This is a genomic window from Kaistia nematophila, assembly GCF_026343855.1.
In the GTDB taxonomy this organism is placed as follows: domain Bacteria; phylum Pseudomonadota; class Alphaproteobacteria; order Rhizobiales; family Kaistiaceae; genus Kaistia; species Kaistia nematophila.
Genome location: NZ_JAPKNK010000011.1, coordinates 160891 through 171872, shown reverse-complemented (window position 1 = coordinate 171872; position 10982 = coordinate 160891). Strand labels below are relative to the sequence as shown.

Genomic DNA, 10982 nt, shown 5'->3' with positions numbered 1-10982 from the left:
CCAGTGATCCAGAGAGGAGAAAGAATGAAGCAGTTCATTATCGAGCGGAATGTTCCCGGCGCGAGCCAGCTTTCCGAAGCCGAGCTTCGCGCGATCGCCTGCAAGTCGAACGCCACGGTGGCGGCGCTGGGCGAACCCTATAACTGGGTGACCAGCTATGTCGCCGGCGACACCATCTATTGCGTCCACGAGGCGGAGAGCGCCGACGTCATCCATCGCCACGCCCGCGAAGGCGGCTTTCCCGCCGACAAGGTGACCGAGGTGAAGACGCGCATCGGTCCCGAAACCGCACGGGGCGGCCTCTGAGACGCTGCCTGGCCGGTCGGACGAACCCCATCGACCGGCTGCGCGCGCTCCGGCCGAAATGGACATCCCGGGCCTCGCCCGGGATGTCCTGTCATCAGGCCTCAGATCTTTGTCACACGCAGCCGCAGCGCGTTGACGATGACGCTGAAGGACGAGAGCGCCATCGCCGCCGCCGCGATCACCGGCGACAGAAGCACCCCCAGGATCGGATAGAGCAGGCCGGCCGCCACCGGTATGCCGGCGGCGTTGTAGATAAAGGCGAAGAACAGGTTCTGGCGGATGTTGCCCATCGTCGCCTGGCTGAGCTTTCGGGCCTGCACGATGCCCATCAGGTCGCCGCGCAGGAGCGTCACCCCGGCGCTCTCCATCGCCACGTCCGTTCCCGTGCCCATGGCGATGCCGACATCGGCCGCTGCCAGCGCCGGCGCGTCGTTGACGCCGTCGCCCGCCATCGCAACGACCTTGCCCTCGGCCCGGAAGGCGGCGACGATGTTGCCCTTGTCCTCCGGCAGCACTTCCGCCTTCACCTCGTCTATGCCCAGCCGTCGCGCCACCGCTTCGGCCGTGGTGCGGTTGTCGCCGGTCAGCATGACGATGCGGATGCCGGCCTCGTGCAGCGCGCGGATCGCTGCCGGCGTCGTTTCCTTGACGGGATCGGCGATGGCGAGCACGCCGGCCGGTTGGCCGTCGACGGCGGCGAGAAGGGCCGTGGCGCCGTCGCCGCGCAGCCGGTCCGCCTCGGCCTCGATCGCCGCGACGTCGACGCCGAGTTCGGCGAGATAGGCCGCATTGCCGAGCGCGACGGTACGGCCGCCGACCTTGCCGACGACGCCCTTGCCGGTCGGCGAATCGAAGTCCTCGACCGGATCGAGCGGCTGCCCGCGCTCTTTCGCGGCGGCGACGATCGCGGCCGCCAGCGGATGTTCGCTCGCCTGTTCGACGCTGGCCGCGAGCCGCAGCAGTTCGGCTTCCGAAAGGCTCGCCGCCGGCCGGATCGCCACAACGCGTGGCCGGCCTTCGGTCAACGTGCCGGTCTTGTCGACGACGAGAACATCGACCTTCTCCATCCGCTCCAGCGCCTCGGCGTTCTTGATCAGCACGCCGGCCTGGGCGCCGCGTCCGACGCCGACCATGATCGACATCGGCGTGGCGAGGCCGAGCGCGCAGGGGCAGGCGATAATGAGCACGCTGACCGCCGCGATCAGGCCATAGGCCATGGCGGGAGAGGGTCCCCAGATCGCCCAGGCGGCGAAGGCGGCTAGCGCCACCAGCACGACGATCGGCACGAACCAGGACGACACCGTGTCGGCCAGCCGCTGGATCGGCGCGCGCGAGCGCTGCGCCTTCGCCACCATCTGGACGATCTGCGCCAGCATGGTATCGGCGCCGACCTTCTCGGCCCGCATGATGAACGAGCCCTGGCCGTTCAGCGTGCCGCCGATGACCTTGGCGCCGGTCGACTTGGCGACCGCGAGCGGCTCGCCCGTCACCATCGATTCATCGACATTGGAGCGTCCCTCCAGCACCTCGCCATCGAGCGGCACCTTGTCGCCGGGGCGCACGCGCAGCCGGTCGCCGACCTCGACATGGCCGAGCTCGATCTCTTCCTCGTTGCCGTCGGCGCCGATCCGTCGGGCCGTCGCCGGGGCGAGGTTGAGCAGCGCCTTGATCGCGCCGGAGGTCTGCTCGCGGGCGCGCAGTTCCAGCACCTGGCCGAGCAGCACCAGCACGGTGATGACGGCGGCCGCCTCGAAATAGACGGCGACGGAGCCGTCATGGCCCTGGAAGGCGGGCGGGAACAGGCCGGGCGCCAGCGTCGCGACGATGCTGTAGACCCAGGCGATGCCGGTCCCCATCGCGATCAGCGTGAACATGTTCAGCGAGCGGTTGACGAGCGAGTGCCAGCCGCGCACGAAAAACGGCCATCCGGCCCAGAGCACCACCGGCGTGGCGAGGAGCAGCTGGATCCAGTTCGACGCCGTGCCGCCGATCAGATGGCCGATGTTGAAGATATGACCGCCCATCTCGAGCAGGAATACCGGCAGCGCCAGCGTGAGGCCGACCCAGAACCGCCGCGTCATGTCGCGCAGTTCCTCGCTCGGTCCCTCGTCGGCCGTGACGAGAACCGGCTCCAGCGCCATGCCGCAAATCGGGCAGTTCCCCGGGCCGATCTGCCGGATTTCGGGGTGCATCGGGCAGGTGTAGGTTGCGCCTTCTGCCGCTTCTCCGGCCGGCTGGGCCGCTGCACTGGCCGGCATGGGGCCGTGATCGTGATCGTGGTTGTGACCACTGTGATGGCCGCCGAGGGCATAGCGGCCCGGCTCCGCCATGAATTTCGACCGGCAGCCGCTCGAGCAGAAGAAATAGTCGGCGCCTTCGAAGCGGGCGCGAAACGCCGTCGCCTCCGGATCGACGTCCATGCCGCAGACGGGATCCTTCACCCGTTTCGCCTCGCCGCCTGTCGCCTCCGCGCTGCCGTGGCCATGCGGATGTCCGGGCGTGGAAGGGTGCGAGTGCCCGGAAGGACCCGCGCCGCCATGCGCGCGCGTTTCGGCATCGGCCCCGGCAGGTCCGGTGTTCGCAGGCCCCGTCTCGGCAGTCGAGATCTTGTCAGGCGCGGTCGTGGTCGTGACAGTCATGTCGGTCTCCCGCAATTGCAGGTCGGGAGCCTGCGGGTTCCCATGATGGGAAGGTCAAGCCCAAATATCGCACCAGGCTTCACCCGGTCGTCCGCCCATTTCTTCTGCGGATGGATGGTTTCGCCGCGCCGAGCACCGCGACGAAGGCCTTCTTGTGCAGCTTGATTTACACCTCCGTCTCGGAAGCATGGTTCTGGCGCAACGAGTTATGGAACCCTCGCGAATCGGCGAAGGTCGGGACCTTGTCCATGTCGACATTGGAGGCGGCCATCGACACCTCGTCGCGGGAGCATCCATGCTGGATGCAACGATGGGTCATGATCAACCGGAGTTGCGCAACGTCGACGTCGGCGCGGTCATCCTTCGCGGCCAATCACCTGCAGAATGACGAGCCAAAACCCGTCTGCTTACTGCAGATCTTACGGAACGACGTTTGGTTTCAGGGGGAAAGGATGGTGCTGCAAGAGAGGATTGAACTCTCGACCTCACCATTACCAATGGTGTGCTCTACCACTGAGCTACTGCAGCGCCGGCGGGCGTGTCGCCCGGACGGCGGTCTATTGCCACAGCGGGGCGGCGGGATCAAGCGCCTGTCGACAACTCTCCAGCCTTTCGCGGTGGAAATGTGGATAGAGGTGGCAAAGCGCCGGGATCGGGCCTGCATCTGTGGATGGCGGCTCAGCATTTCCGGGGGCGCTCCTCTCTTCGAGCGCTGCCGCAGATTGGCATCCGTCAGAGCTTCGGAGCGGGGCTGGCCGGGCAGGGTCGTGCTGCGGGAACGGTGGCCCGGCTGCCGCCGACAGGTCCGCTTCCGATGCCGGGGCGGGGTTTCGGCGATGCGGTCCGTCGGCCTTGGACCGCGACGCTCTTGCGCCGTATATGATTCCCTCTTTCCTGCTGATGATCCGAAACGGCCATGACACGCAAGCCCGACACCGAACCGACCGCTTCCGCGAAGAATCCTTCCGCCGATCCGGCGGATGCCGCCGCGCCCGCCTCCGGGCGGCCGAGCCCGGCCGCCCGCGCCGCCAGGGAGCGTGAGGATCGCCTGGCGGCGGCGCTGCGAACCAATCTCGCCCGCCGCAAGGCCGCGGCGCGCGCCGCCATGGCGGGCGACGGGGACGATCCATCGGAATGAAGGGGTTGCGACGCCGGCTTTTCCTTGTATCGGCCTCATTCCTGGATTAGAGCGACAGTCCATTCATTCGGGGGCACTTCACGGGGCGCCACCGCTCGTTCCATCGTTTCGGAAAGGCTTGGCAGGTCATGGACAGAATCCGCATTGTCGGTGGCGCGCGTCTGAACGGTTCGATCCCGATCTCCGGCGCCAAGAACGCCGCGCTGCCGCTGATGATCGCGAGCCTCCTGACCGACGAGACGCTGACGCTCGCCAATCTGCCGCGTCTCGCCGACGTCGCGCAGCTGAAGCGCATCCTCGGCAATCACGGCGTCGACATGACGGTCGCCGGCAAGCGCCTCGGCGAGGCCGAGCTTTCCGGCGAGACCGTGCACCTGACCGCCCGCACCATCGTCGACACCACGGCGCCCTATGAGTTGGTCTCGGCCATGCGCGCGAGCTTCTGGGTCATCGGCCCGCTCCTGGCGCGCGAAGGTTTCGCCAAGGTCTCGCTGCCCGGCGGCTGCGCCATTGGCACGCGCCCCGTCGACCTCTTTCTCGAGGCGCTGCAGGCCATGGGCGCCGAGATCGACATCGAGGGCGGCTATGTCATCGCCCGCGCTCCGAACGGCCTGCAGGGCGCCCGCATCATCTTCCCGAAGGTGACGGTCGGCGCGACCCATGTCACGCTGATGGCGGCGACGCTCGCCAAGGGCGAGACGATCATCGAGAACGCCGCGCGCGAGCCGGAAGTCGTCGATCTCGCGGAGTGCCTGATCAAGATGGGCGCCCGGATCACGGGCGCCGGCACGTCGACGATCCGCGTCGAGGGCGTCAGCCGTCTGAACGGCGCCCGCCATTCGGTCATGCCGGACCGCATCGAGGCGGGCACCTACGCCATGGCTGTAACGATGACCGGCGGCGACGTGCTGCTCGAAGGCGCGCGCGCCGACACGCTGACGCGGCCGATCGAGATCCTGCGCGAGGTCGGCGCCGAGATCACAGAGACCAATGAAGGCCTGCGCGTCTACCGCAACGGCGCCGACCTGCGTCCGGTCAACATCTCGACCGAGCCGTTCCCGGGCTTCCCGACCGACCTGCAGGCACAGCTGATGGCGCTGGTGACGCGGGCGGACGGCACCTCGGTGATCCGCGAGACGATCTTCGAGAATCGCTTCATGCATGTGCAGGAGCTCGCCCGCTTCGGCGCCGAGATCCATCTCGACGGCCAGAAGGCGACCGTCGTCGGCGTGCCGCGCCTGAAGGGCGCGCCGGTGATGGCGACGGATCTGCGCGCCTCGGTGTCGCTCGTCATCGCCGGACTTGCCGCGGAAGGCGAGACGATCGTCAACCGCGTCTATCATCTCGACCGCGGTTTCGAGCGGCTCGAGGACAAGCTGTCGCGCTGCGGCGCGACGATCGAGCGGATTTCCGGCTGATATCCGGCGCGAAATGACGTTCGGGAGCGTCGTGGCGCGATTCACCTGTTGCGATCGCGCCACACAGTTCCTACCTGTCGTTTCAAGTAAACAGGCCGACAGGTGTCCTCATGGATCAGCTTAAACTCGCCGCGTTCGACGCTGAAGACCTCGCCGTCGTATCCGCGCATGTACAGGACGCGGTGCTGAAGGTTGGCGACATCGCCTTCATTCCGAAGGAGAAGCGTTTTGCCGGCGTCATCAACCGCTTCGTCTGGGAAAAGCAGCCCGAAGCCGGTGCGCACAAGAAGAGCTGGGAGCGTCGTCGTTCCGGCTTCCATTTTGACCGTGTCCTTGCGGTCCGCTCTGTCGGCATAGACCGCAGTCGCCCCGACGCGGTTCTCGATCTTCTCGCCATCGCTTTCGAGCCGCGCGAAGAACCGGCCGGCACCATCACGCTCATCTTCGCTGGCGGCGGCGCCATCGCGCTCGACGTCGAATGCATCGAGGCGGCGGTGCGCGATCTCGGTCCGGCCTGGTCGACCCAGTGCTGCCCCGAGCACAGCCTCGACGAACAGTTCGCCTGAGCGGATCGCGTGTCCCGGTTCGCCCCGATGCGCCGGAACGCGCCTGCGGCCTTTCCCCTCCGCCCGAACCGCGCTAGAGACGTCGCTCTGATCTGAGGAGCCGACGTCTTGGCCATTCGCCTGTCCCACACCGATCCCGATTTCGAAACGCGCTTCCGCGCGCTGCTCGCCGCCAAGCGCGAAGTGTCGGAAGACGTCGACGCCACGGTGCGCGGCATCCTCGCCGACGTGCGGGCGCGCGGCGACGCCGCCGTGCTCGACTACACGGCGCGCTTCGACCGGCTGCAGCTGGCGGCCGGCGCGCTGCGCGTCTCGGAGGCCGAGTTCGAGGCGGCCGAGAAGCTCGTCGACGAGAAGACCCGCGCCGCCCTCGTGCTGGCGCGCGACCGCATCCAGTCGCACCATGCCCGCCAGAAGCCGGTCGACGACCGCTATACCGATGCGCTCGGCGTCGAGCTCGGCTCGCGCTGGACGGCGATCGAGGCGGTCGGGCTCTATGTCCCGGGCGGTACTGCCTCTTACCCGAGCTCGGTGCTGATGAATGCGGTGCCGGCCAAGGTCGCGGGCGTCGATCGCCTCGTCATGGTGGTGCCGACCCCGGATGGCGTCATCAATCCGTTGGTTCTGGTGGCGGCGCGCCTTGCCGGCGTCGACGAGCTCTATCGCATCGGCGGTGCGCAGGCGGTGGCGGCGCTGGCCTTTGGCACGGACACCATCAAGCCCGTCTACAAGATCGTTGGCCCCGGCAATGCCTATGTCGCGGCGGCGAAGCGCCAGGTGTTCGGCACCGTCGGCATCGACATGATCGCCGGCCCGTCGGAAGTGCTGGTCATTGCCGATGGCGACAATGATCCGGACTGGATCGCCGCTGACCTGCTCGCCCAGGCCGAGCACGACACGGCGGCGCAGTCGATCCTGATGACCGATGATCCGAAGCTCGCCGATGCGGTCGAGGCCGCCGTCGAGCGTCAGCTGAAGACGCTGCCGCGCGGCGAGACCGCGGCGGCGAGTTGGCGCGATTTCGGCGCCGTCATCGTCGTCGCCTCGCTCGACGACGCCGTGCCGCTTTCCGATCGCATGGCGCCCGAGCATCTGGAGATCGCCGTCGCCGATCCCGAGCCGCTGGTACGGAAGGTGCGCAATGCCGGCGCCATCTTCGTCGGCCGCACCACGCCGGAAGTGATCGGCGATTATGTCGGCGGTTCCAACCACGTCCTGCCGACGGCGCGCTCGGCGCGCTTCTCTTCCGGGCTTTCCGTGCTCGATTTCATGAAGCGCACCTCGATCCTGCGCACCGGCGCCGAGCAGCTTCGCGTCCTCGGCCCGGCGGCGATCGCGCTCGCCGAAGCCGAAGGCCTCGGCGCGCATGCGCGTTCGGTGGCGATCCGGCTCAATCTGTAGCAGGATCGATCGCCGATCGATGAACGCGGAACCCGACATGGCCAATGCCTCCGAGCCCGAGATCGCTGGCAAGCTGGTTGCCGTCGATCTCGACGGCGCGACGCTCGGGCGCGTCTCGGCCGATGTCGACCATGAGCGCAAGATCGCCATCTATGATCTGGTCGAGGACAACCGCTTCACCCTGCCGGACTACCCGGCCGGCGGCTATCGGCTCCATCTTGCCATTCGCGAGAACCGGCTCGTCTTCGACGTTCGCGACGAGAACGACGCGCCGCTGATCCTGCATGCCCTGTCGCTGACGCCGCTCCGCAAGATCGTCCGCGACTATTTCCTGATCTGCGACAGCTATTACGCTGCCATCCGCACGGCGACGCCGAGCCAGATCGAGACGATCGACATGGGCCGGCGCGGCGTGCACGACGACGGCTCGCGCCTGCTGATGCAGCGGCTCGCTGGCAAGATCCTGGTCGATTTCGAGACGGCGCGGCGGCTGTTCACGCTGGTCTGCGCCTTGCACTGGAAAGGCTGAGCTTGGCCGCCGCCGACGCTCCGGGTGTGTTCGAGCCCCGCGATGCGCGGCCCCCGACCTCGGTTCTTTTCATGTGCGGCATGAACGCGATCCGCTCGCCGATGGCGGCGGCGATCGCCGCCCAGCTCTTTCCGCGCCTCTATGTCGCCTCCGCCGGCGTCCGCAAGGGCGAGGTGGATCCGTTCGTCGCCGTGGTGATGGAGGAGAGCGGCCTCGACCTCACAAGGCACCGGCCGCATACCATCGAGGAGCTCGAGGATACCAATTTCGATCTCGTCGTGACGCTATCGCCGCAGGCGCACCACCGCGCGCTGGAGCTGACGCGCACCATGGCGGTGACGGTGGAGTACTGGCCGATGCCGGATCCGACGCTGGTCGACGGTACTCGTGAGCAGCGGCTCGACGCCTATCGTGACGTGCGCGACCAGTTGCGCCGGCGCATCAAGGATCGCTTCGGCTGGGCGCCGCTGCCGAGCGGGTAGGGGCCATATTCCGGCGATCAGTTTCTTTACCCCGGCAATTCGGCTACGGTCCCGCCGCTCTGCCGAAAGCCGCGTCTTCGCGCGGCGCCATCAGCAACATCGACCGGACGGAAGAATGACAGGCACCGCCAAACTCCTGCTTGCATCGGGCAGCCCGCGACGGCTGCAACTCCTCGCCCAGGCAGGATTGGAGCCGGACAGCCTTCTGCCCACTTCCGTCGATGAGAGCCCGCTGAAGAACGAGCTGCCGCGCAGCCTTGCCAAGCGGCTCGCCCGCAGCAAGGCCGACGCGGCGCGCGCCATGGCGGCGCGCACGCCGGAGTTCGCCGACAGCTACATTCTCGCCGCCGATACGGTGGTGGCGGTCGGCCGCCGCATCCTGCCGAAGGCCGAGTTCCACGACCAGGCAGCCGAATGCATCCGTCTGCTCTCCGGCCGCTCCCACCGCGTCTACACGGCGGTCTGCCTGCTGACGCCAAAGGGCTCCGTCCGCCAGCGCCTGGTCGAGAGCAAGGTACGCTTCAAGCGTCTTGGCCGGCAGGAGATCGATACCTATCTCGGATCCGGAGAATGGCGCGACAAGGCGGGCGGCTACGCGATCCAGGGCCTTGCCGGAACCTTCGTCGTCAAGCTGGTCGGCTCCTATTCCTCCGTGGTCGGCTTGCCGCTCTACGAGACGATCGCGATGCTCGACGGGGAAGGCTTTCCCGTCCGCAAGGGTTGGCTCGGGCCAGCCTGAGGAAGGGCAGACCGATGACTGAGTCCAAGAAGCCGGCAACCGGGACGCCGGCCGCGCCGCAGAGCGCGGAGATCCTGCCGTTGCGCGCGCCGCGGCGCTGCGCCAATTGCGGCAAGGAGACGGTGCGCGCCTTCTATCCCTTCTGCTCGAAACGCTGCAAGGACATCGACCTGCATCGCTGGCTGTCTGGCGCCTACGCGATTCCGGTGGTCGAGCGCGACGCCGGCGACGACGAGGACGAGTAAGCCGGCGCCATGCTTCCGGCGGCCCGCGTCAGCCCGGTTTTCGATCCGCGATGCGGGTTGTTCACAGGCTGCATTCTTCCTGCGTCGGCCTCTGGACAGGCTAGGGGCCGTCGCCTATAAGGCACCTGTCTTCGCGATTGAGACGCCCTTGCGGCGCCGGTCGCCGGCGCCCGGATAGCTCAGTTGGTAGAGCAGCGGATTGAAAATCCGCGTGTCGGTGGTTCGAATCCGCCTCCGGGCACCATTTTCCTTTGAAATCGATAGGTTAGATCGGAATTTCCCGAGCTGGGATTTCCAGCTATTCCGACGTCTTGTTCATCCCCACCACGACGTTGTCGGCGAGGCGGCGCTGGCGCACGCCCCTCGTGTAGCGGTCGATCTCCTTGTATGTGGTTTGGCCGGCGATCGACATGATGTCGGCATCGGGGCAGTCGATTTCTGCAAGACGCGCGGTGGCCGCCTTTCGAAGTCCATGGGCACGGCAATCCTCAAGCCCGGCCTCGTCGCGCCGCTTCCTCGCCAATGTGGGAGTGGCATGGACAAGCTGGCAGCCCACATCGCGCAGGCGCTTTAGCCTGTTCGGTAGCGGCTCCATCCGTGCTGGACGACTGGCGCCGGTTCTGTCCAGGCCCCACAACCGCTGCCCCTGGCGGCTGCTCGGCAAGGCTGGCGGCGGTTCTGCTGCGCTGCACCCGGAGGGCGCAAACCACCGCACTATTGCGTTTGTTACCACGAACACTGCGTAAGCTTACGCATCGAGCGCCGGGTTTCGCTCTATATCTTCCTCAGGTGGCGAGCATCTCCATGACGCCCGGACGCTTGAAACCTCCCGACGACCGCTCCGGGTCGCTGGAATAGGGGCGGAGCGGGGTTGGGGAGCCGCGACCGCCTGGGTTTATCTTCCGGCAAGGAGATCTACATGAAGACTGCATTGGTTCTCGTACTCTGCACGCTGGCGCTTGCAGCCTGCCAGAGCAACCAATCCTCCGGCGGTGGCGGACTCTCGAAGTGCGTCTCCACCGGTGCTGGCGGCACGACGGACGTGATCTGTCCCTGACGCCTGCTTCGGCCTGTTTCCGGTGGCAGCATGGGAGGGGGCGCCACCGGCAGGAGGCCGACGAAGCCGCAAATGCGCTGCGATCCCGAGGTGAACGACAGGTGAGCTGGAGTTCAACATGGCAACCGAGGAGGAGGCAGGCGCGGGGCCGGACGGCATAGAGGCCGCCATCCGCCACTTCCCGACGCAGGCAGACGACATCAAGGCGCTGGCGCGCGAAAGCGAGCTCTTCAGGGACATTTGTGACGAACTGGCCGAAGCCGAGGTCGCGCTATGGACAGTGGATCGCCTCGATGTCGCGCTGCGCGCCGAACGCCGGCTCGAGTGGCTTGGCTTTGTTCGCTGGGCCTTGAAAGAGATCGATAGCGAACTGCGCCACGCGCGGATCGCGTCTTTCAGTCGGACCAACCGGTCCGACTGCTGAAGCGGCTGCGCCGCACCAACGGCAAGCAAGGAGAACGA

The 10982-nt window shown here is 67.2% G+C and carries 13 protein-coding genes and 2 tRNA genes; 12 read left to right on the top strand and 3 right to left on the bottom strand.

Features of this window, described 5'->3' with window-relative positions; translation table 11 throughout:
• Positions 1 to 24: 24 nt before the first annotated feature.
• On the top strand, positions 25 to 306 hold the full coding sequence (locus OSH07_RS21225) for a DUF4242 domain-containing protein (protein WP_266340694.1): 282 nt from the start codon (positions 25 to 27) through the stop codon (positions 304 to 306).
• Between the two features lie 101 nt (positions 307 to 407).
• Here OSH07_RS21225 and OSH07_RS21220 read toward each other — a convergent pair whose 3' ends face one another.
• Positions 408 to 2945 (bottom strand): heavy metal translocating P-type ATPase, encoded by a 2538-nt coding sequence (locus OSH07_RS21220; protein ID WP_266340693.1) that lies wholly within the window; start codon positions 2943 to 2945, stop codon positions 408 to 410.
• A 453-nt stretch (positions 2946 to 3398) separates the two neighbouring features.
• A tRNA-Thr gene (locus OSH07_RS21215) sits at positions 3399 to 3473 on the bottom strand.
• 388 nt (positions 3474 to 3861) lie between these two features.
• On the opposite strand from OSH07_RS21215, the gene OSH07_RS21210 reads away from it, so the two are divergent.
• The 9 genes from OSH07_RS21210 to OSH07_RS21170 all read left to right on the top strand — a co-directional run bounded on the left by OSH07_RS21210 (position 3862) and on the right by OSH07_RS21170 (position 9707).
• Positions 3862 to 4083 (top strand): hypothetical protein, encoded by a 222-nt coding sequence (locus tag OSH07_RS21210; RefSeq protein ID WP_266340692.1) that lies wholly within the window; start codon positions 3862 to 3864, stop codon positions 4081 to 4083.
• Positions 4084 to 4211: 128 nt separating this feature from the next.
• Positions 4212 to 5501, top strand: a complete 1290-nt coding sequence (murA, locus tag OSH07_RS21205; protein WP_266340691.1) for a UDP-N-acetylglucosamine 1-carboxyvinyltransferase — start codon at positions 4212 to 4214, stop codon at positions 5499 to 5501.
• A 110-nt stretch (positions 5502 to 5611) separates the two neighbouring features.
• Positions 5612 to 6067, top strand: a complete 456-nt coding sequence (locus OSH07_RS21200) for a DUF2948 family protein (protein WP_266340690.1) — start codon at positions 5612 to 5614, stop codon at positions 6065 to 6067.
• 108 nt (positions 6068 to 6175) lie between these two features.
• Positions 6176 to 7468 (top strand): histidinol dehydrogenase, encoded by a 1293-nt coding sequence (hisD, locus tag OSH07_RS21195; RefSeq protein WP_266340689.1) that lies wholly within the window; start codon positions 6176 to 6178, stop codon positions 7466 to 7468.
• Between the two features lie 37 nt (positions 7469 to 7505).
• Positions 7506 to 7997 (top strand): UPF0262 family protein, encoded by a 492-nt coding sequence (locus OSH07_RS21190; protein ID WP_266340688.1) that lies wholly within the window; start codon positions 7506 to 7508, stop codon positions 7995 to 7997.
• A gap of 2 nt (positions 7998 to 7999) precedes the next feature.
• Positions 8000 to 8479, top strand: coding sequence for an arsenate-mycothiol transferase ArsC (locus OSH07_RS21185; RefSeq protein WP_266340687.1), 480 nt, complete (start codon positions 8000 to 8002; stop codon positions 8477 to 8479).
• 115 nt (positions 8480 to 8594) lie between these two features.
• Positions 8595 to 9218, top strand: coding sequence for a Maf-like protein (locus OSH07_RS21180; protein WP_266340686.1), 624 nt, complete (start codon positions 8595 to 8597; stop codon positions 9216 to 9218).
• A 14-nt stretch (positions 9219 to 9232) separates the two neighbouring features.
• Complete coding sequence (gene yacG, locus OSH07_RS21175; protein WP_266340685.1) at positions 9233 to 9463, top strand: DNA gyrase inhibitor YacG; 231 nt, start codon at positions 9233 to 9235, stop codon at positions 9461 to 9463.
• 168 nt (positions 9464 to 9631) lie between these two features.
• Positions 9632 to 9707, top strand: a tRNA-Phe gene (locus tag OSH07_RS21170).
• 54 nt (positions 9708 to 9761) lie between these two features.
• Here the strand turns inward: OSH07_RS21170 and OSH07_RS21165 are convergent.
• On the bottom strand, positions 9762 to 10100 hold the full coding sequence (locus OSH07_RS21165) for a site-specific integrase (protein WP_266340684.1): 339 nt from the start codon (positions 10098 to 10100) through the stop codon (positions 9762 to 9764).
• Between the two features lie 282 nt (positions 10101 to 10382).
• On the opposite strand from OSH07_RS21165, the gene OSH07_RS21160 reads away from it, so the two are divergent.
• Together OSH07_RS21160 and OSH07_RS21155 are read left to right on the top strand one after the other, a co-directional pair.
• Positions 10383 to 10520 (top strand): hypothetical protein, encoded by a 138-nt coding sequence (locus OSH07_RS21160; protein WP_266340683.1) that lies wholly within the window; start codon positions 10383 to 10385, stop codon positions 10518 to 10520.
• Between the two features lie 118 nt (positions 10521 to 10638).
• Complete coding sequence (locus OSH07_RS21155) at positions 10639 to 10944, top strand: hypothetical protein (protein WP_266340682.1); 306 nt, start codon at positions 10639 to 10641, stop codon at positions 10942 to 10944.
• Positions 10945 to 10982: the final 38 nt, after the last annotated feature.

What these genes read in the sequence shown, in the direction of transcription:
- OSH07_RS21180 (WP_266340686.1), top strand. Translation starts at nt 8,595, where the DNA reads ATGACAGGCACCGCCAAACTCCTGCTTGCATCGGGCAGCCCGCGACGG.
- murA (WP_266340691.1), top strand. Translation starts at nt 4,212, where the DNA reads ATGGACAGAATCCGCATTGTCGGTGGCGCGCGTCTGAACGGTTCGATC.
- OSH07_RS21200 (WP_266340690.1), top strand. Translation starts at nt 5,612, where the DNA reads ATGGATCAGCTTAAACTCGCCGCGTTCGACGCTGAAGACCTCGCCGTC.
- OSH07_RS21225 (WP_266340694.1), top strand. Translation starts at nt 25, where the DNA reads ATGAAGCAGTTCATTATCGAGCGGAATGTTCCCGGCGCGAGCCAGCTT.
- yacG (WP_266340685.1), top strand. Translation starts at nt 9,233, where the DNA reads ATGACTGAGTCCAAGAAGCCGGCAACCGGGACGCCGGCCGCGCCGCAG.
- OSH07_RS21155 (WP_266340682.1), top strand. Translation starts at nt 10,639, where the DNA reads ATGGCAACCGAGGAGGAGGCAGGCGCGGGGCCGGACGGCATAGAGGCC.
- OSH07_RS21210 (WP_266340692.1), top strand. Translation starts at nt 3,862, where the DNA reads ATGACACGCAAGCCCGACACCGAACCGACCGCTTCCGCGAAGAATCCT.
- OSH07_RS21160 (WP_266340683.1), top strand. Translation starts at nt 10,383, where the DNA reads ATGAAGACTGCATTGGTTCTCGTACTCTGCACGCTGGCGCTTGCAGCC.
- OSH07_RS21190 (WP_266340688.1), top strand. Translation starts at nt 7,506, where the DNA reads ATGGCCAATGCCTCCGAGCCCGAGATCGCTGGCAAGCTGGTTGCCGTC.
- OSH07_RS21220 (WP_266340693.1), bottom strand. Translation starts at nt 2,945, where the DNA reads ATGACTGTCACGACCACGACCGCGCCTGACAAGATCTCGACTGCCGAG.